Source organism: Spirosoma sp. KUDC1026, assembly GCF_013375035.1.
GTDB lineage: Bacteria > Bacteroidota > Bacteroidia > Cytophagales > Spirosomataceae > Spirosoma.
In genome coordinates, this window is the sequence record NZ_CP056032.1 from 1,823,828 (window position 1) to 1,842,541 (window position 18,714).

Genomic DNA, 18,714 nt, shown 5'->3' on the forward strand with positions numbered 1-18,714 from the left:
AATTTATGCCGCAAAGAACGGAAGCTAGAATTAAGCATTCATTTGAGTACGTTCAAGCTGCTAGTTGTTGATAAAACAGGTTTCTAACCTGGATTCTGATTATTTTGTGACCTAAAATCAGACATCCCTACTCCATTGACTATTCTTGGTATTATTCCCGCCCGCTACGCATCGACCCGTTTTCCTGCCAAGGCGTTGGCCGATATCGGCGGAAAAAGTATGATTCAGCGGGTGGTGGACCAGGCCCGGCAGGCGACATCGCTTAGTCGGATTGTGGTGGCCACCGACGATGCGCGTATTTTCGATCATGTAAAAAACTTCGGGGGTGAGGTCGTGATGACCTCCGTACACCACCAGAGCGGCACGGATCGCTGTCAGGAAGTGGTGCAGAAACTGGCCGCATCGGAAGGGTATGCGCCCGATTACGTCGTGAATATTCAGGGCGACGAGCCCTTTATCCAGCCCGAACAGATCGACCTGCTGACCTCGGTGCTTGACGGTGCAACGGAGCTGGCTACGCTCGTCAAAGTAATCGACGATGTTGATACGCTCCTGAATTCCAACGCGCCGAAAGTGGTGCTGAATACGCGCCAGGAAGCTTTGTATTTTAGCCGGCATGCTATCCCCTACCAGCGGGGACGGGAACCAGAAACCTGGCTGCTGCCAACTGGCGGAGCCACGCTCACGTATTACAAACACATTGGTTTATACGCCTACCGGAGGGATATTCTGGGGCAGATCACACAACTGGCACCGTCAGCGCTGGAACAGGCCGAAAGCCTGGAGCAACTGCGCTGGCTTGAGAATGGCTACCGAATCAAGACGGTGATAACGGCTATCGACAGCCACGGTATTGACACGCCGGAGGATTTGCAGCGGGTCAGTAAATTCATGGGTAAATAGGTTGGCAGACTGCTGAGCGTGGTTGTTAAAAAAGCTTAAACTCGAACCCCTTGAACACAAGCGGGCGTTTAAGGTTAAAGAAACGATGCTTTCTAACTGGCTAGTGGGCTGGTTGTGGAGAAAGCGAAACCAAAAACTGCACCCTGATCTCATGCAAAATTATTCGATACTCTGGGCTGATGATGAAATTGATCTCCTCAAACCGCATATCCTCTTTCTGAAAAATAAAGGTTATGACGTAACACCGGTTAATAGTGGCGCCGACGCGCTGGACCAGGTGGAACAGACCAACTACGACGTTGTTTTTCTGGACGAAATGATGCCAGGTATGACGGGGCTGGAAACGCTGTCGCAGATTAAACAGATGCGCCCAAACCTGCCCGTGGTGATGATCACCAAGAGTGAGGAGGAGCATATTATGGAGGAAGCGATTGGTTCCAAAATCGCCGATTACCTAATCAAACCTCTTAACCCGAATCAGATTCTGCTGTCGGTGAAGAAGATTTTGGACAACAAACGGCTCGTTACCGAACGTACCAACATTGGCTACCAGCAGGATTTTCGGAATATTTCGATGCAGTACAACGACCGCATGGATTTCGAAGCCTGGGCAGATGTGTACAAAAAGCTTATCTACTGGGAGTTAGAGCTGGACGAGTCGCAGGATAAGAGTATGCTGGAGGTGATGAATATGCAGAAAAGCGAAGCTAACGCTACGTTCTGCAAATTCGTGATGGACGACTATGAGGAATGGCTGAATGACCCAAAGGCGGACAGTCCGGTGATGTCCCACCAGCTCATGCGGAAAAAAGTGTTTCCGTTACTCGATCAGGGAACGGGCCCAAACATGAATCCGCTGTTTTTCGTGCTGATTGATAACCTGCGTTACGACCAATGGAAAGCCATCGAACCACTGCTGAGCGACTACTTTACCGTTGAAGAGGAATCGTCCTATTACTCGATCCTGCCAACAACAACGGGCTTTGCCCGAAACGCCATTTTTTCGGGTATGATGCCCAGTGAAATGGAGCGCAAGCATCCGGACCTGTGGGTAAATGACGACAGCGAGGATGAAGGGCTAAACAACCACGAAGATGAGTTCTTGCGCCGGCAGCTTGAACAGAGCCGTCTGAATATCAAGATGTCGTACCACAAAATCCTGAACGTCAATCAGGGGAAATCGCTGGTCGACAACTTCAATAACCTGTTGCAGAATCATCTGAATGTCATCGTGTACAACTTCGTGGACATGCTGTCGCACGCCCGCACTGACATGGCCATGATCAAGGAGCTGGCCCCCGATGAATCAGCCTATCGGTCCATTACGCGCTCGTGGTTCCTGCACTCACCATTGCTGGAACTGGTGCAGAAGATTGCCGCCAAAGGGGGACGTCTGATCATCACGACTGACCACGGAATGATACGCGTGCAAAAACCCGCCAAGATTGTTGGTTACCGCGAAACGAATACGAACCTGCGCTATAAACAAGGGAAAAACCTGGGTTTCGACGACAATCACCTCTTTGTCGGGCGCAAACCAGAGCGGTTATTTCTGCCCAAACCGCACGTATCGACGGCCTATGTCTTCACGCTGGAGGATTATTTCTTCGCGTATCCCAACAATTACAATTACTACGTGAATCATTACCGGAATACATTTCAGCACGGCGGTATTTCGCTGGAAGAAATGATCATTCCATTTGCGTACTTAACCGCCAAGCGATAAGCAGAGAGTTTGGCTAAGGTAAAATCGGCCCGTTAGGTAGCACATGCTACCTGACGGGCCGATTTTATTTGGTTAATGAGTAAATGAAAAACAGGTAAGAAGGGCGTATTTATCTCTGTGACAATTCGAGTTTTCGGCGTTCGATTCTCGGCTTTGCCAGAGCTCAGTGTCATGGATGTTCGATTGCTGGCGTTCGGCTCAAAAATTGATCAGTTTCTAGATTTAGAAAATGATCAGTCTGATTTCCCGATAAAAACAAACGTAACTCATTGCCGTGATTGCGCAACCTTGAGTAGATAAATCTGTGTATAAGTTAACAAAAATTTGTACTTTTCACGCTGATTCAGAATTGATTAGTCCAGCATTCTATGGCTAAGCTTTACGCATTATATACTATACTGATTGGTTTATTTGTTTGCCTGACACAGAGTGTTCTGGGCCAGTCCGGCTCATTTCAGCAGTTGGGAGAGAAGGTATATCGGCTAAATAATGCATTCAAATACAATGAGTCGCAGGCATTGTTGTTGCCGGTTCTTGAAGGTGAGTCATACAGTGCCGACGATAAATACCAGGCGGCTGTTCAGCTCTCATATACCTACAAACGCGTATTTGATTATGTGTCGGCCCTGAAGTTTCTGGATCTAGCCTGCACGTTCGCCAATCAGACGACAAAGAAAACCCAATACATAGCGGCTATTGATTCGGAAAAAGCATTCATCCTGTTCGACACGCATGACTATAAAGGCGCAGGGGTGCTCATGCGTAAGCTCGAAAAAACGGGCTTCAAATACATTACTCAGGAGAACAGGTCAAAGCTGATCATGCAGCGGGGGTATCTGCTATTCCTGGGGAAACAGTATGAGCGCGCTGAAGCCGTATACGATCAGGCGATACACCTGCTGCGTGCGGTTTCTCCCTGCGATTTACCCATGGTCTTCGTCAAGAAAATGCAGTTGTACGATGCTATGAATCGTCTTGATCTGATGAATGATGCCCTCCATCAGTCAGTTGCTCAGGCCGATTCCTGTCACATCATCAAGTATAATCTGTACGTCTATAACGAATTGCTGGCCATTTACAAAAAGAGGAGAAACCTGGACGCCATTGTCAGAACGCAGAGCAAAGTAGACAGTTTGACTGGGGTTTATGCCAGTAGTGAAAAAGTTGCTGCCCTGCACGATCAGAAAGAAGCGATTCTACTGGAAAATAAAAGCCAGGAACTGCATCAGAAGGAAACCAGTGAGCGATACCTTACTCTTACGATGATCGGTTTACTTGTACTCGCTGGAGGCCTGCTGATCTGGCTGCTGCAGTACCATCGTAAACAACAGCGGCTAAAAGCTGAGTTTGCTGGAATGAAGCATGAGTTGGAAAGTTACTTGGTAATGAATGAAAGCTTGATTGCCAGCAAAATGACTACGGAAAATGATAGGCTGAATAAACTCTCCGAACGACAGCGGGAGGTACTTTCACATATGGCAGCGGGTATGTCTAACAAAGCAATCGCCGATACAATGTTCATTTCGGAGAACACTGTGAAATACCACATCAAAAACATTTACATACTCCTGGAAATCAAAGACCGCAGGGAGTTTTTGGTCAGCGTGAAGAAGTAGAAAAAAAAAGGAGGAAGGGGAGGAGAGGGAAGAAGGAGGAAAGGAAAACGAAGGAGGTATCTTCGAAACAGTCCTTTTCTCCCTCTTCTCCTTTAAAAAATTATCCCTTCAACTCCACCACCTGTCCTTCCTGGCAGCGGAGGACACGAGCGGGGTATTTGTGCAAAAGTTCGTAGTTGTGAGTCGCCATCAGCACGGCGGTACCGGCATTATTGATAGCCTGAAACACCTTCATGATCTGATCCGAAACGGCCGGGTCCAGGTTTCCCGTTGGTTCGTCGGCAATCAGGATTTGGGGTTCGTTAAGCATGGCGCGCGCCACAACAACCCGCTGCTGTTCTCCTCCCGATAGCTGGTGCGGCATTTTTTTCTGTGCTGTACCCAGTCCCACCTGCATTAGCACCTCCGCAATACGGTTGTTGGCGGCTGCTTTGTCTTTCCAGCCCGTCGCTTTGAGGACAAAACGTAGGTTGTCCTCGACCGAGCGGTCAAAAAACAACTGAAAATCCTGAAACACAATCCCGATACGTCGGCGCAGTTGCGGTACGTCGCGGGGTTTGAGTGAGTGGAGCTGGAAACCAGCCACGCTTCCCTTCCCGTTCTGGAGCCACAAATCGGCGTATAACGTTTTCAGCAGCGATGACTTTCCGCTGCCCGTACGGCCAATGAGATACACGAAATCGCCCTTGTTGATCTGAAACGATACGTCGCCCAGCACCAGTTTCTGGCCCTGATAGATGTCAGCGTGATCGAGCGAAAGAACGGGTTCGTTGGAAAACATGGAATATGCAGTTAACAATGTCCGTACCGCACTCCAGACCGAATCTGGAGTACGCGGACCAGATTTATTTCTTTACGGGTAAAGCCGCTTTCTCGTGGTCAGCCAGGAACTTCGCCAGGCCGCTGTCGGTCAGGGGATGGTTCAGCAGCGATTTGATTACGCTCAGCGGAGCGGTCATGACGTCGGCCCCCAGTTCGGCGCACTGAATGATGTGCATTGGGTGACGTACCGAAGCCGCCAAGACCTCTGTATCATACCCGTAGTTGTTGTAAATGGTAATAATCTGCTCGATCAGGGCCATACCATCTGTCGAAATATCGTCCAGCCGACCCACGAATGGTGATACGTACGAAGCCCCGGCCTTAGCCGCCAGCAAGGCCTGTCCCGCCGAGAAAATCAGCGTACAGTTCGTGCGGATACCTTTTTCGGAGAAGTATTTGATGGCTTTCACGCCGTCGCCCGTCATCGGTACTTTCACAACGATGTTCTCGTCCAGTTCCGCCAGTTCCTCGCCTTCCCGAATCATCTCTTCGTACTTCACGGAGATAACTTCAGCGCTGACATCGCTCTCAACAATGTCGCAGATCTGCTTGTAGTGGCGCATGATGTTGTCTTTGCCGGTGATACCTTCCTTGGCCATCAGTGATGGATTGGTGGTAACGCCGTCGAGAATGCCCATTTCCTGCGCTTCGCGGATGTCGGCCAGATTGGCGGTGTCGATAAAAAATTTCATGGTCTTGTTCGTGAATAGTAAAGAGGTTCAACTCAATCAGGCTGCCGAAACGCTCGTCTGCATGATGTGCGTACCGTCCTGAATGTTACAAATGTGAAGGTAGGTATCTTTCCCGGTTTTGGCTTTGTACTGCTGCGTAATCGTCTGGCTGAAGCTGTCGAGTTCGTCTTCGCGTACGAGGTTGATCGTACAGCCGCCAAAACCACCTCCCATCATCCGCGATCCCAGCACGCCGGGTTGTTCGCGGGCAATACCCACAAGGAGGTCAAGTTCCGGGCAACTAACTTCATACCACTGACTCAGTCCTTCGTGCGAGCCGTACATATACTGACCGAAAGCTGCCACATCGCCCGCTTCCAGAGCCGCTACGCCATCGAGCAGGCGCTGGTTTTCCTGCACCACGTAAGCACAGCGCCGGTAAATGAGCGGCTGTGTATCACGCAGGTGTTTGTCCAGCATCTCCATCGTTACGTCACGCAGGCTGTTTACGTCCGGGTAGAGTGTCTGCAAAAAGCGAACGCCGGCTTCACATTCGGCCCGGCGGGTGTTGTACTCCGACGTAACGAGCGAGTGTTTCACGCGTGAATCGCAGAGGACAATGCGAATTCCGTCCATGCGGAGGGGCGGGTAGGTATAGTCCAGTGAGCGGCAGTCGAGTTTAATTACGTGCCCGGCTTTGCCCATCATGCTGGCAAACATATCCATGATGCCGACTTTGGCACCGACGAAGTCATTTTCGGCCCGCTGGGAAAGCTTTACCAGTTCCAGGCGTTCCAGACCCAGCGAAAAGAGTTCATTGAGTGCAAAGCCCACCGCGTTTTCGAGCGCGGCCGAGGACGACAGTCCTGCACCCATCGGAATGGTGCCCCCAAAAACGCAGTTGAAACCACGTAACGAATGACCCGTCAGCCGAAGCTGGGTCACAACGCCAAGTAGATAATCGGCCCAGGAATGATTGGGAGTGAGGTTATTGAGCGATCCAGTGAAGCGCTTCTTGATGTCGAAGGCGATAAAGTGCAGTTCGTTGTCCTCACGCGGTCCAACCGCCATGTAAATCGCTTTATCAATAGCGGCCGGGAGCACAAAGCCTTCGTTGTAATCGGTATGTTCACCAATAAGATTAACGCGGCCGGGAGAGCAGATCAGAAGGGGTTCGGCCTGAAACTCGTTTCGGAACGAAACGGCTAGTTGTTCAGCAAGACTCATAAAATAGTTCGGGGCAATTAGCGGTCCATCGCAGCTAAAAGAAACAAACCGCCGAACACTACCGATCAACGATGAACTGACCGGAAATAAAAAATGGCAAACCAATGTCTCACCGCTACAACCACCTACCCTTGCTTCGGTCAAGACCTGGGGGATTCAGCAGGAGCTGGTAGCACCGATTTGCCGATGCAAAGTTATGAAATCATTACCCATTACACAAGTTTTCACCCGTACCTTTGCGCACAAATTGATTTGTTATGATACGTTTGTGGGGTAGTATTTTTAGTATTTTATTCATAATCAGCGCCTGTACGTCGTCAGATACGTATCTGGAACAAGGACGAAGTCAGTTAAAAGAAGGCAAATTTCGGGAAGCGATTGAGACGCTGAACCGGGCTATCGAGTCGGATGACGAAAATGCTGAAGCCTTCAACAGCCGGGGTGTCGCCTATTTCGAACTAAAAGAATACAGCAACGCCGGTCTAGACTACGACAAGGCGGTTAAACTGGCCCCTGACTTTTACCGGCCCTATTACAACCGGGGGTTGCTGAAAATGGCGCAGAATGACCCAAAGGGGGCTCTGAAAGACTACGCCGATGCCATCCGGCTGGCGCCCGACACGAGCAAGCAGATCAGTTCGGAGATTTACCTGAACCGGGGACAGCTGTTTGCGTCGCAGGGACAGCTTCAGCCCGCCCTCAATGATTTTGAGCAGGCTATTACGCTAGACCCTAAAAACTCACTGGCGTATTACAACCGGGGTTCGCTGCTGTTCGACCAGAAACGACTGGTAGCGGCAACGGCCGATTTTACGAAAGCGGTGCAGTTTGACCCAAAATTCGGGAAGGCATTTTACGCCCTGGGTCTGGCTCAACTGCTGCAGGGCGAGGCCGAAACCGGCTGTCTGAGTCTGAAGCAGGCTCAATCGCTGGGGTATAGCGACGCGACAAACGCCGTTGCACAATATTGTCAGTAAGCTTATCGGATCACTTCTTTTACCCTGTTATGCGCAAGACTGTTTCTATCGCGTTTGGGCTGCTGTTTGTTCTGTTCGCAGCCTTTCAGTATAACGACCCGGACCCTGAAATCTGGATTCCGATCTATGGCATTGGGGCTATGGCCTGTTTTATGGCCTACGCCAACGTAGGGCGTTGGTGGTTCTTTGCCGCCATGAGCGTTGTCTATCTCGTTGCGGCTTATTACCAGTGGCCCCCCGCCTTTGAAGGGTTTCTGTTTGGCGAAATGGGTATGCGGAGTGTCAATATCGAACTGGCCCGCGAAGCCGGTGGGCTAGCTATCTGCGCGGCTGTTATGCTATGGCTGGCGTTCCTGGCCCGAAAGTCATAAAGATTTATGGACAGGATTACTGCCCGGCGGCCGGGCAGTAATCCTGTCCATACTTTACATAAACATCGCCTGAATCTCTTCTTTAACAGCCTTCAGCGCATTCGTTGTGGGCTGTTTGTCTTTCTGGATGATCCGTTCAAAAATTCGTTTCGACAGATCAATAGCAGGTGCGTCAGGGCGAACATCGCCGGAGGCCTGGTTGATGAGCGTCATAACATCATTCATGGCACCCTGAATCTGATTCCAGACTTCCTGGCTCATGTACACCTGCTGCGACAGGTTGTGATTGTATTCCTCCCGAATCTCCTGTAACAGACGCTGCTGCAACTCAAGTACCGTGGTGGAACTACTACCCAAGCGAAGCAGTAGATTGTTAGGGCTGATCCGTTCCAGGAAAAGCACCATTCGCTCGTAAGCTTGTAACCGAATAGGGACAACCGTTTCGGTGTATTTAGTTTTTACGTCATTACGATACCGGTCGGCTTCGCGCTCTAACAGCAGTTTAACGGTCAGGTACATGCCGTATAATACCAGCCCCGCCGGTACGATTAATTTCAAAAAATCACTGAGCAGCTCCATGCGGCAATAGAAAGAGATTAACTGAAAAAGGGTAACTTTGAAGAAAGTAGGTTTTGTAAACAGACGGCCGCTCAGATAATCAGACAAAACAAGATTTCTGAGCCGACCCGATATGCATCAACCGAGAACAGAAAATGCTGGTACTTGACAATCCCGTACACGTTCGTCCCGAAGCCCGGTTACAGATCCTGGACACGTTACAGGCCAATAAAATTCCCGACGAGTATGGACTTCGGGTTGGCATTCGAGGAGGTGGTTGCGGTTCATCGTGGCTGCTGGGTTTCGATCTGCCTGGTTCGACCGACGAAGTGTATAACGTAGAAGGCGTGCGTGTCATTATTGATCGCAAACATTTACTCTACGTATTTGGCGCAGAGATCGGCTACGAAACCGGCGGTTTTACGATCGACAAAAAGGCTCCGGAATTGCCCGAGGTTTCCCGTTGACCGAAAGACCCTTCGCAACAGGATCACAAAAAAGCTGGCACGATTTTAGGAAGCACACGCCCATAACCCTCTCTCCCATATTGTGAAGCGTATTGAGAATCATATTTTCCTGTTGCTGGCGCTGCTGGCCATTGGATTGTCGGTTGCCTGCTATCTTTTACTGGAACAGAATGCGCCAGCGGCCAATGATGAGCAGTATCTGAGCGCCGTACAGCAGCGGGTAAAAGAAGAAATGAGTATCAGTACCAACGAGCTTCATCGGGTGGCAGATCTGGTTCGCCGGAAACCAAACCCGTCGTTTTCTGATCTAAGCCTATCCGAAGGCACTCAGTATCCCTACTACGTCTTCCGGAATCAGAAACTCCTGTTCTGGTCTGATCACCGCTTCATTCCGAATTTTTCGCAGATTAAAGACGTCAAGAATCCCCGCCTGATCGATTTCGAACAGGGCCGCTACGTGGTCAGTCACGAGCGAATCCGGCGGCAGAACGATACCATCGACGTTTTTTCGCTGGTGAATATTTATCGCTACTACCGCAGCTCCAATACGTACCTGCAGTCGGGCTATAATCCCAACTTGTTCGTGCTGGATCCGGAGGCTGTCAACAACCGGCGGGCGAGTGCTTTTCAGTCCATTTATGATAACTCGTCGGCTTTCCTGTTTTCGGTTATTCCCCCGAAAATGGTTCCCTACCGGAATCAGTCGACGCCGGTCAATACCATCATTCTGGCCACGCTGGGGGTTGTTTTTTTAGGATTATACCTGTTGCAGCTGCTGGGCTGGATGCGCGAGAGCCGACAGTATGAATGGAGTTTTATCTGCCTGGCTACGTACCTGCTGGTGCTGCGGGGGCTGATGCTCTACTACGGCGTTCCATTTCTATTTGTGGAGTCTGATCTGTTCAATCCTAAATATTACGCATCTTCTGTCCTGGTGCCCTCGCTGGGCGATCTGCTGCTGAACGTAATGGGGGTAGTGGTTCTGGTATTTTACTGGGTGAAATACTACTACCGATCTACTACTTATAACCTATTGCTCCAACTGCCTTTTGCTCTACAGCTGGCTATGTCGGTAGGCTGTGTTATTGCCAGCTATTTTGTATTTGACTATTGCTATCACGAGCTAAATAATATCTACGAGAAGTCGCAGTTTACGCTGGACATTACCCTTAACATCCACTTCTCGCTCCTGAAAATTGTCTGCCTCTTTGTATTTGTTGCCATTTCATTCGGTTATTTTCTGGCTATACAATTACTGAGCAGTCTTTTTCTGCGGTACAATCGCGCCCAGCACCGGCTACGTGGTGCGTTGCTGATTTTGTTGGGCACCGGTGCTACGGTGGGGCTATATCTCCTGAATAATCAGGCGTTGAACCCCGTCCTGATCGTTAATGGAATCTATTTTCTACTGATTTATCTGGCTCGTTTTCCGCGAACACTCTACCGGTTTGAATACAAAACGTCGATTTACTTGTTTTTGGGGGCTTTCTTCTGCGCGGTAACGACGGCTTATGTCGTTTACAGCCAGGAAATCAGAAAGCAGCTGGCCCACGAACGAGAGTTTGGCGCCCAGTTACTGGCCGAAAACGATGAGTTTGGTGAGTTTCTGATGAATAAGGCACAGGCGTCCATTGCTCACGATCCTCAGATTGCACAGGCGCTTCAGGTCGATACGTTGCGGCTGGTGCGGGAGCGAATTCAGCAACGGATCAAAAGTCATCATCTGGACAAATACTTCGATAAGTACGACATTGAAATATTTTCGTATCGGGCCGATATGCGTCCGCTCGATATCAGTATGAATGCCATACCGCTGAGCCGACTGAAAGAAAGTTATCAGCAGAAACGTTACCAGACCCAGTATCCGGACGTGTATTTCGTGAACGAGGCAGGCAATCAGTTTATCAAGCAGTATGTCTGTTTCGTTGCCATGCAGAGGCCTGGTTTGGCTGGTCAGGCAGCAGCACCAACTGCTCCGCTGGGCTATGTCGTGCTGGATCTCCGCCTACGTAACGGGTGGCCCAAAAATGTCTATCCAGCGCTGTTGGTTGATGCGCAGTTTCCGCAGAGTACAGATGCTCAGGGCTACAGCTACGCGGTTTATCAGCAGTCAGAACAACGAAAACCAGGACATGCGAAGTACGAACTAAAATACAACGCGGGCGATTTCAACTACGAGAAACGACTATCCAATGCTGTTCTTGATAGCGTGGCCCTGTTTAATCGTGGTCTGACGCTGGGGGGGTATATGCACGTAGCGCAGCGGGGACAGGATGGTCGCGTCGTTGTGGTGTCGGCAACAGAGTATCCCTTCCGGAATATCTTCTCAAACTTCTCATTTCTGTATCTGGTGCTTTTGTTGAGCGTGATCATTGTTATCATTGGCTACGCGATCAACTATGGCTTATCCCGATTCAGTATTAATTATTCGACCCGGATTCAGATTCTGCTGAATGGTGCTTTTTTCCTGCCGCTGATGCTGGTTATTGTGATTATCATGAGCGTAATCAGTTCAAACTATATCACAAACCAGGAAAATGCGTACATCAACAGTACCCGAAATATTGCGTCCAACTTCCTGACATATCTGGACGAACATCTGATTGCCGAAAAACGGAGTAAAGCATCGATGGAGGAGGAGCTGGCTAAAATTGCCAACGACGCCAATATTGATATCAATCTGTTCAACGCGCAGGGTCAGCTTTACACATCGACCCAGCCCCTGATTTACGAGAGTGGATACCTGTCCAAACGTATCAATCCGGAAGCGTACATTCACATTATTGAAGAAAAGGAGAACCAGCGGCTGGTTGATGAATCGCTGGGAACAAAGCAGTTTAAAACGGCATACGCCAGCATTAAATCGTACGACGGGAAGTTACTGGGTATACTGAGTATTCCGTACTTCTACGCCCGGCCCGAGTATGACCGGCAGATTATTGAGGTGATTTCGTCGGCGCTGAGTGTCTTCAGTACGTTGTTCATTTTCTTTATGATCCTGTCGTACTTCGCTTCGCACGCGCTGATCAAGCCCCTCGAAATGCTTACGCAGAAGATCAAGAAAACAAATCTGGAGCGTCAGAATGATCCGTTACTCTGGCACTCCGATGATGAGATCGGTCTGTTGATCCGGGAGTACAACCGAATGCTGGTTAATCTCGAAGAAAGCAAACAGGCTCTGGCCCAGAACGAGAAGCAGTCGGCCTGGCGGGAAATGGCCAAGCAGGTTGCGCACGAAATTAAAAATCCGTTGACGCCCATGAAGCTGACACTGCAGCATTTGCAGCGAACTTTTCCCAAGGCTAGTGGCGCTACCGATACGGCGGCTCACCGCGTCATTCATCGAACGTTTGATTCATTGCTCGACCAGATTGACAACCTGAGCGATATCGCTACGTCGTTCTCCGATTTTGCCAAAATGCCAATGCCCAAAAACGAAGTGTTTGAGGTGACGTCGATGCTAAACCGCTCCGCCGATCTGTACGATGACAAACACCGCGTTATTCTTCGGCGTGACATTGTTCCGGGGCCAATTATGGCCGTTGGCGACCGCCAGCTGATTGGACGAATTCTAACCAATCTGATGATTAACGGCATGCAGTCCGTACCGTCAGACCGGAAGGCTGAACTCGATCTACGGCTTTATACAAAAGAAGACGAAGTGCACATTGAAGTGCAGGACAATGGCGCCGGTATTCCCGAGTCAATCCAGAGTAAGGTCTTTCTGCCAAATTTCAGTACAAAGCGGGATGGCTCAGGGCTGGGCCTGGCCATTGCTAAACGGGGTATCGAGCATGCCGGGGGGAGTATATGGTTTGAAACGACTGAAAACGCAGGGACCTGCTTTTTTATCTCGCTCCCATTAGTGAACAACGGGGGAGGAACTGGCACTGACCAGAACGATCTATTGCCCAAACCGGCCGGCTCGAGCCGGCCCACCAAAGTTGTCAATCAGGGGATGTAGGGCGCTGGCTAATTCTGCTCATGAATCGTTACGTGGCGCCAATTCTCGCCAGATCGAATGCGATTGAGCTGCGTGTGCGTAATGCCAAACTGTTTGGCAATCATCTTCAAACGGTTTTTGTCGTTCAGCAACAGTTTTTTGATCATTTTTACCTTGCTCTCGGTCAGTTTATAATTGCTGCTATTACGAACGACGGGCCGATTTATTACGTTGGGATTCTGGCGATTATGTTCGACCATCGTGTCTTTCGTCACCCACTTCAGGTTCTGGTAGTGGTTATTCTGCTTGTCGTGATCGAGGTGGATAACGAACGTTTGCTGATCAGAATCGCGGTGAAGAAAGCTTTCAGCAACGAGTTTATGAACGTAGCGGTTAATGGTTTTGCCCGCCGTCCGGATGTTCAGGGAGCGGTAGCCCTGAATGACCGAACCCTTGATGATTTTACCGGTATCCTGATCCGAAACTGAGTTGGTCGATACGCTCTGAAAACTGCGTAACCGTCCGTAGTTTGATACACTATACCGAGGAGAACTTTCCAGACCATCGAATACAATAGGTTCCCACTTCTCATCCCAAAAGCTTAGGTTTCTTTTATTGATCATCTGGCTGATTCTCGGTTTTTGATGCTGAGCTGTGGTGGCAAAGCTGTACTTGTTTGTTTAATGTTAGTTAAACAAACGTATAGGTAGTAAAGTTATGAACAACCCCGAAAATAAACAGCGTCTAGGCCGAGTCTCATTTATCAGGCCCGGCAAAAGCAGCTATATCAGCAGCCGGTAACAGAGCTAGAAGCTTGTAAGTGTTCTGACTGTCAGCATACTGAAAAGCGTGCATAAACAGCAGCCACGAATAGTTGGTTTAAAGCAAGGGGCAATCAGCCGAAAGAGAGAACATTAAACACAGTACGTTATGAATGAGTCGCCGAAAAAGACGTTGATTATTGGCGCTACTGAAAACCCAACGCGGTACGCCAACCGGGCCGCTCACAGTTTACTGCGCTATGGGCATCCAATCGAAATGGTGGGACTTCGGGCAGGAACTGTCGGAGGACAGCCCATTCAAACGGGACAACCCGAACTGACGGATATTGATACGATAACGATGTATGTAGGCGCCCGAAATCAGGAGCCCCTGTACGAATACATCAAAAGCCTGAAACCCCGCCGGGTAATTTTTAATCCCGGCGCCGAAAACCCGGCGTTCGAAGCCGATCTGCGTAAGGAAGGCATCGAGCCAATCGACGCCTGCACCCTGGTGATGCTGTCGATTGGGAATTATTAAAGAGCGAAACCGGGCCGCCGGGCGGAGCGAATGAGCGATGTTCCGGATGGCTTCGCTCCGCTTCGGCGGTCCGATTTCACTCATTCGCTCCGCCCGGCGGCCCGGTTTCGCTCTTTGTCACTACCACTTAATCAACGCCGACGCCCAGGTGAAGCCGCTGCCGAAGGCGGCCAGGCAGATGAGATCGCCGGACTTAACGCGCCCTTCTTCAAAGGCTTCGGATAAGGCAATGGGTATAGAGGCTGCGGTTGTGTTGCCGTATCGTTGAATGTTATTGTAAACCCGGTCCTCGGGCAGTTTGAGTTGCTGACGAACGTAGTCCGAAATCCGGACATTGGCCTGGTGAGGAACCAGTAAACTAATGTCGTCGGCTGTGTAGCCATTAGCGGTCAGGCTTTCGTTGATCACCTCCATAAACCGGACGACAGCATGCTTGAACACCGTGTTCCCATTCATGACGACGTTGCTGCCTTCCGGATCGAAGTTATCCTTATGCGTACGGATGCTGGTAGGTTCTTTCAAGTAGAGTTCTTCGGCAAAACGACCATCGGCATGCAGATGAGTCGATAGAATCCGATGTTCTGGATCCGTAGTGGCCTGTACGACAGCCGCGCCTGCACCATCCCCAAAAATAACCGCTACGTTACGGCCACGGGTCGACTTATCCATCAGACCCGACTGGATTTCGGACCCAACCACCAGCGCTGTTTTCGCCATGCCCGTTTTAATGAACTGATCGGCAATGGACAGGGCGTATACAAAGCCCGAACACTGCTCCCGGATGTCAATAACCGGAACGCCTTCCAGACCTAGCTCACGCTGTAGCAGAAAGGCCGAACCGGGGAAGTAGTAATCCGGCGACAAGGTAGCGTATACAATTAGGTCGACACTACTGGCCGTTACGCCCGCGCGGTCCAGCGCCATACGCGAGGCCGCGGTGGCCAGACTTGCGTTTGTATCTTTCCCATGGGTGAAATACCGACGCTGTTTGATGCCCGTTCGTTCCTGAATCCAGGCATCGGATGTTTCCATGTATTGAGTCAGGTCATTGTTCGTAACCACGTTCTCGGGTACATAGAAACCTAAACCCGTAATTTTCGAATAAGTCGGAATAGTCATGATTAAAGAGCGAAAGAATGAAAGGGCGAAAGAGCGATATCTGGAGCGGAACAATTCCAGTCGGCGCTACCCTATCAAAGAATGAAACCGGGCCGCCGGGCGGAGTGAAAGAGTGAAGCCATCCGGAAATCGCTCCTTCATTCTTTCGCTCCGCCCGGCGGCCCGGTTTCGCTCTTTGAAAAAATTGATACCAGAATATACAGGAAGATTATAAGCGGAATGGCCGCAAACTGTAAAAACAGCAGGAGCAGGACAGAAGCTATCAGGAACAGGTATTTCGTCTGGTTATCTGCCCAACGGAATGACTTGAATTTAAGCGCAAAAAGCGGCACTTCCGAAACAAGCATAAACGAAAAAGCGATCATCATCCCGATAGCGGTGTCGTTCTGCCAAAGGCTGTCAAACTGCGGCTGGTAGCGCCCCATTAGTGGGAATGCCCCGATCAGCATAGCGTTGGCTGGTACAGGTACGCCGATGAATGAATCCGACTGGCGCGTATCGATGTTGAAATTAGCCAGTCGCAACGCCGACAAGACCGCAATCAGGAAGGCGACGTACGAAAAGTTGCCCAGCCCCTGAAACCAGGCGAGCTGGAAAACGATAGTGGCCGGCAATACCCCGAACGTAACGACGTCGGCCAGCGAGTCAAGTTCCTTGCCGAAGGGACCCGACGCATGCACCAGACGGGCGACAAAGCCGTCGAAAAAATCGAAAACGGCCGCCAGCCCGATCAGCCAGGCCGCCGTGTCCAGATGACCGCGGAAAGCCATGACCAGACCGATGCAGCCGCACAGCAGGTTGCCGCAGGTAATGGCGTTAGGTAAGTGTTTTAGAAGTTTCATGCGTTATCAGAAGGCGCGCACAAACGGATTTGTTTGCTTTTCGGTACCAATTGTTGTCGGCGTGCCATGACCTGGATACACGACGTAATCGTCGGGGAGGGTGTAGAGCTGCGTTTTGATGCTGTTGACCAGATCTGCATGGTTGCCATAGGGCAAATCCGTACGACCGATACTATTTCTGAACAGCACATCACCTCCAACGACGTAGCGACCGGCATGATTCACAAACGCGACGTGGCCGGGTGCATGACCGGGCACGAAAACCACATCGAGCGTTAGACTACCGACCGTGAATGTATCGCCTTCCTTCAGGTAGTGGTCTACCGTCGATGGCTCATAGCCCCGGAGGCCGTAGAGCATACACCGACTTTCCACATCATTAAAAATCGGCATGTCCAGTTCGTGGAGGTACGTTTCTACGCCAAACTTGCGCTTTACATAAGCACAGCCGAACACATGGTCGAGGTGGGCGTGGGTGAGCAGCAGGTATTTTACGGTCAGGTGCTTTTCGGCGATAAACGTCCCGAGCGCTTCTTTCTCGGCCTGTTCGTAACAGCCGGGATCAATGATGACTGCTTCACGGGTACTATCGTCGGCGAGGACGTAGGTGTTTTCATGAAAAGCAGAAAACTCAAAAGCCTGGATCATAAGGTAGCCAGCACAGAAGCTGGTAGATTACAAAAGTAAAAATACCGTCGGTTTTTTGCGCAGATCAGGAACCTTGGCCTTCCATTCGCGCACGGTCAATGTCCGGACAAAGGCGTCGGGAGCGGTCAGGTTGCAGGCTACGCACAGTCTCGTATTGGGCTGGCAGTTTGCCAGGACGTCGGCAAACAGGGCATCGTTTCGGTAGGGTGTTTCCATGAAAATCTGCGTCTGCTGCCGCTGCTGGGCTTCTTTTTCCAGAAACCGGATGGCGCGCGCCCGGTCCTGTCGCTCAATGGGCAGATAGCCGTGAAAAATAAACGACTGACCGCTCATGCCCGACGCCATCAGCGCCAGCAAAATCGACGAGGGACCAACCAGCGGTTCGACCCGCCAGCCCAGCGAGTGGGCCATGCCAACTACTACCGCCCCCGGATCGGCTACACCGGGACAACCCGCTTCCGAGAGAACGCCCGCGTTCCGTTTTCGCTCGGTAAGTTCCTGGATTTGCCGACGGGTGTCGGCGGGCGGGGTGTCTTTATCCAGATCAAAGAACGTCGTCTCATCAATGACCCGGCCGGTTTTCAGGCCGCTGATGAAACGCCGGGCCGATCGGACGTTTTCCACAAAGTACGCATCCGTCTTGTGGATAACCTCCTGAATTGCCGGTGGTAATACCTGCTGAGCGGTCTCGTCGGCCAGCAGGGTTGGAATCAGATACAGTGTCGGCATCAGCTAATAAAGGAAAGCAACGTATCAACAAACTCGGCCGGTTTTTCCGCCTGCACCCAGTGCCCGGCTCCTTCGATGGTCTTGAACGTAGCGTTGGTGAAAATCTGCCTGATGGCCCGAATGTCTTCGTTCACAATATAGGGTGACTCGCTACCCCGAATAAAGAGCGTAGGATCCGTAACGATACGTGGATTGGTTAGTTCGTCGCCAATGCCGTGCAGCTCGCGCTCAATAACCGGCAGATTCAGCCGCCAGTCGAATTGTCCCTGTTCATTTCGGTACAGGTTTTTGAGTAAAAACTGCCGCACCGACAAAATTGGCTCGTAGCTGCTCAGAATCGTATCGGCTTCGTTCCGGCTGGTCAGTTTGAGCAGGTCAATAGCATTCAGCCCGCGTATGATTTCGGCATGGTGAATGGGGTAAAACTTGGGAGCAATATCGACTATGACCAGTTTCCAGAACGTACCCGGATACATCATCGCGTATTGCATCACCGTTTTGCCACCCATCGAATGGCCTACCAGGATAGCATCGGTCAGTTGCTGATCTTCCAGAAATTCGTGCAGGTCATTGGCCATGCTTTGATAGTCCTGTTCATCGGCGCGGGGCGACTGGCCGTGGTTCCGTTGATCAAGGGCAAAAACCCGATAGCCTTTGGCAGCGATGGTCTTGCTGATCGTTAGCCAGTTATCAGAATAACCAAAAACCCCGTGCAGAATAACGATGGCGGGGCCAGATTCTCCAGCTTGTCGAAAAAAGAGTTTCATAGCGCAAACCTACGAGGATTAAACCG

At 50.6% G+C, this 18,714-nt stretch carries 18 protein-coding genes; 8 read left to right on the plus strand and 10 right to left on the minus strand.

Annotated elements, in window-relative coordinates:
* Nucleotides 1-135: 135 nt before the first annotated feature.
* The 3 genes from kdsB to HU175_RS07785 all read left to right on the plus strand — a co-directional run bounded on the left by kdsB (nt 136) and on the right by HU175_RS07785 (nt 4,245).
* Nucleotides 136-903, plus strand: coding sequence for a 3-deoxy-manno-octulosonate cytidylyltransferase (gene kdsB / locus HU175_RS07775; protein ID WP_176566050.1), 768 nt, complete (start codon nt 136-138; stop codon nt 901-903).
* Nucleotides 904-1,054: 151 nt separating this feature from the next.
* A complete protein-coding gene (locus HU175_RS07780; protein ID WP_176566051.1) occupies nt 1,055-2,629 on the plus strand; it encodes a PglZ domain-containing protein in 1,575 nt (524 codons plus the stop codon).
* 368 nt (nt 2,630-2,997) lie between these two features.
* The gene (locus tag HU175_RS07785) at nt 2,998-4,245 is read left to right on the plus strand and encodes a LuxR C-terminal-related transcriptional regulator (protein WP_228724360.1); all 1,248 of its coding nucleotides are present in this window, start codon (nt 2,998-3,000) and stop codon (nt 4,243-4,245) included.
* A 100-nt stretch (nt 4,246-4,345) separates the two neighbouring features.
* On the opposite strand, the gene HU175_RS07790 is transcribed toward HU175_RS07785, so the two are convergent.
* The 3 genes from HU175_RS07790 to galK all read right to left on the minus strand — a co-directional run bounded on the left by HU175_RS07790 (nt 4,346) and on the right by galK (nt 6,965).
* Nucleotides 4,346-5,026 (minus strand): cell division ATP-binding protein FtsE, encoded by a 681-nt coding sequence (locus HU175_RS07790; protein ID WP_176566052.1) that lies wholly within the window; start codon nt 5,024-5,026, stop codon nt 4,346-4,348.
* Nucleotides 5,027-5,090: 64 nt separating this feature from the next.
* Nucleotides 5,091-5,759, minus strand: coding sequence for a fructose-6-phosphate aldolase (gene fsa / locus HU175_RS07795; RefSeq protein ID WP_176566053.1), 669 nt, complete (start codon nt 5,757-5,759; stop codon nt 5,091-5,093).
* Between the two features lie 36 nt (nt 5,760-5,795).
* Entirely contained in the window at nt 5,796-6,965 is a 1,170-nt protein-coding gene (gene galK / locus HU175_RS07800) for a galactokinase (protein WP_176566054.1), read from the minus strand.
* 257 nt (nt 6,966-7,222) lie between these two features.
* On the opposite strand from galK, the gene HU175_RS07805 reads away from it, so the two are divergent.
* The gene (locus tag HU175_RS07805) at nt 7,223-7,942 is read left to right on the plus strand and encodes a tetratricopeptide repeat protein (RefSeq protein ID WP_176566055.1); all 720 of its coding nucleotides are present in this window, start codon (nt 7,223-7,225) and stop codon (nt 7,940-7,942) included.
* Between the two features lie 29 nt (nt 7,943-7,971).
* The gene (locus HU175_RS07810) at nt 7,972-8,313 is read left to right on the plus strand and encodes a transmembrane 220 family protein (protein ID WP_176566056.1); all 342 of its coding nucleotides are present in this window, start codon (nt 7,972-7,974) and stop codon (nt 8,311-8,313) included.
* A gap of 54 nt (nt 8,314-8,367) precedes the next feature.
* Here HU175_RS07810 and HU175_RS07815 read toward each other — a convergent pair whose 3' ends face one another.
* On the minus strand, nt 8,368-8,892 hold the full coding sequence (locus HU175_RS07815) for a hypothetical protein (protein ID WP_176566057.1): 525 nt from the start codon (nt 8,890-8,892) through the stop codon (nt 8,368-8,370).
* A gap of 134 nt (nt 8,893-9,026) precedes the next feature.
* Between HU175_RS07815 and HU175_RS07820 the strand changes: the two genes are divergently transcribed.
* Both HU175_RS07820 and HU175_RS07825 read left to right on the plus strand, forming a co-directional pair.
* Entirely contained in the window at nt 9,027-9,338 is a 312-nt protein-coding gene (locus HU175_RS07820) for a HesB/IscA family protein (RefSeq protein WP_176566058.1), read from the plus strand.
* 82 nt (nt 9,339-9,420) lie between these two features.
* Complete coding sequence (locus HU175_RS07825) at nt 9,421-13,302, plus strand: sensor histidine kinase (protein ID WP_176566059.1); 3,882 nt, start codon at nt 9,421-9,423, stop codon at nt 13,300-13,302.
* 8 nt (nt 13,303-13,310) lie between these two features.
* Here HU175_RS07825 and HU175_RS07830 read toward each other — a convergent pair whose 3' ends face one another.
* The gene (locus HU175_RS07830) at nt 13,311-13,904 is read right to left on the minus strand and encodes an NUMOD4 domain-containing protein (RefSeq protein WP_176566060.1); all 594 of its coding nucleotides are present in this window, start codon (nt 13,902-13,904) and stop codon (nt 13,311-13,313) included.
* A gap of 307 nt (nt 13,905-14,211) precedes the next feature.
* On the opposite strand from HU175_RS07830, the gene HU175_RS07835 reads away from it, so the two are divergent.
* A complete protein-coding gene (locus tag HU175_RS07835; protein ID WP_176566061.1) occupies nt 14,212-14,583 on the plus strand; it encodes a CoA-binding protein in 372 nt (123 codons plus the stop codon).
* Nucleotides 14,584-14,703: 120 nt separating this feature from the next.
* On the opposite strand, the gene HU175_RS07840 is transcribed toward HU175_RS07835, so the two are convergent.
* From HU175_RS07840 to HU175_RS07860, 5 genes are all read right to left on the minus strand, one after another.
* A complete protein-coding gene (locus tag HU175_RS07840) occupies nt 14,704-15,702 on the minus strand; it encodes a 3-oxoacyl-ACP synthase III family protein (RefSeq protein WP_176566062.1) in 999 nt (332 codons plus the stop codon).
* A gap of 137 nt (nt 15,703-15,839) precedes the next feature.
* Complete coding sequence (pssA, locus tag HU175_RS07845; RefSeq protein ID WP_176566063.1) at nt 15,840-16,544, minus strand: CDP-diacylglycerol--serine O-phosphatidyltransferase; 705 nt, start codon at nt 16,542-16,544, stop codon at nt 15,840-15,842.
* A 6-nt stretch (nt 16,545-16,550) separates the two neighbouring features.
* The gene (locus tag HU175_RS07850) at nt 16,551-17,192 is read right to left on the minus strand and encodes an MBL fold metallo-hydrolase (RefSeq protein ID WP_176566064.1); all 642 of its coding nucleotides are present in this window, start codon (nt 17,190-17,192) and stop codon (nt 16,551-16,553) included.
* A gap of 27 nt (nt 17,193-17,219) precedes the next feature.
* Nucleotides 17,220-17,921, minus strand: coding sequence for an SAM-dependent methyltransferase (locus HU175_RS07855; protein WP_176566065.1), 702 nt, complete (start codon nt 17,919-17,921; stop codon nt 17,220-17,222).
* Nucleotides 17,921-18,688, minus strand: coding sequence for an alpha/beta fold hydrolase (locus HU175_RS07860; protein WP_176566066.1), 768 nt, complete (start codon nt 18,686-18,688; stop codon nt 17,921-17,923). Before HU175_RS07860 ends, HU175_RS07855 begins: the two co-directional genes overlap by 1 nt.
* Nucleotides 18,689-18,714 lie beyond the last annotated feature (26 nt).

Bases quoted from the DNA above. Each gene is read 5' to 3' on its own strand.
- HU175_RS07780 (WP_176566051.1), top strand. From the start codon at position 1,055: ATGCAAAATTATTCGATACTCTGGGCTGATGATGAAATTGATCTCCTC.
- HU175_RS07785 (WP_228724360.1), top strand. From the start codon at position 2,998: ATGGCTAAGCTTTACGCATTATATACTATACTGATTGGTTTATTTGTT.
- HU175_RS07790 (WP_176566052.1), bottom strand. From the start codon at position 5,026: ATGTTTTCCAACGAACCCGTTCTTTCGCTCGATCACGCTGACATCTAT.
- fsa (WP_176566053.1), bottom strand. From the start codon at position 5,759: ATGAAATTTTTTATCGACACCGCCAATCTGGCCGACATCCGCGAAGCG.
- galK (WP_176566054.1), bottom strand. From the start codon at position 6,965: ATGAGTCTTGCTGAACAACTAGCCGTTTCGTTCCGAAACGAGTTTCAG.
- HU175_RS07805 (WP_176566055.1), top strand. From the start codon at position 7,223: ATGATACGTTTGTGGGGTAGTATTTTTAGTATTTTATTCATAATCAGC.
- HU175_RS07810 (WP_176566056.1), top strand. From the start codon at position 7,972: ATGCGCAAGACTGTTTCTATCGCGTTTGGGCTGCTGTTTGTTCTGTTC.
- HU175_RS07815 (WP_176566057.1), bottom strand. From the start codon at position 8,892: ATGGAGCTGCTCAGTGATTTTTTGAAATTAATCGTACCGGCGGGGCTG.
- HU175_RS07820 (WP_176566058.1), top strand. From the start codon at position 9,027: ATGCTGGTACTTGACAATCCCGTACACGTTCGTCCCGAAGCCCGGTTA.
- HU175_RS07830 (WP_176566060.1), bottom strand. From the start codon at position 13,904: ATGATCAATAAAAGAAACCTAAGCTTTTGGGATGAGAAGTGGGAACCT.
- HU175_RS07835 (WP_176566061.1), top strand. From the start codon at position 14,212: ATGAATGAGTCGCCGAAAAAGACGTTGATTATTGGCGCTACTGAAAAC.
- HU175_RS07840 (WP_176566062.1), bottom strand. From the start codon at position 15,702: ATGACTATTCCGACTTATTCGAAAATTACGGGTTTAGGTTTCTATGTA.
- pssA (WP_176566063.1), bottom strand. From the start codon at position 16,544: ATGAAACTTCTAAAACACTTACCTAACGCCATTACCTGCGGCAACCTG.
- HU175_RS07850 (WP_176566064.1), bottom strand. From the start codon at position 17,192: ATGATCCAGGCTTTTGAGTTTTCTGCTTTTCATGAAAACACCTACGTC.
- HU175_RS07855 (WP_176566065.1), bottom strand. From the start codon at position 17,921: ATGCCGACACTGTATCTGATTCCAACCCTGCTGGCCGACGAGACCGCT.
- HU175_RS07860 (WP_176566066.1), bottom strand. From the start codon at position 18,688: ATGAAACTCTTTTTTCGACAAGCTGGAGAATCTGGCCCCGCCATCGTT.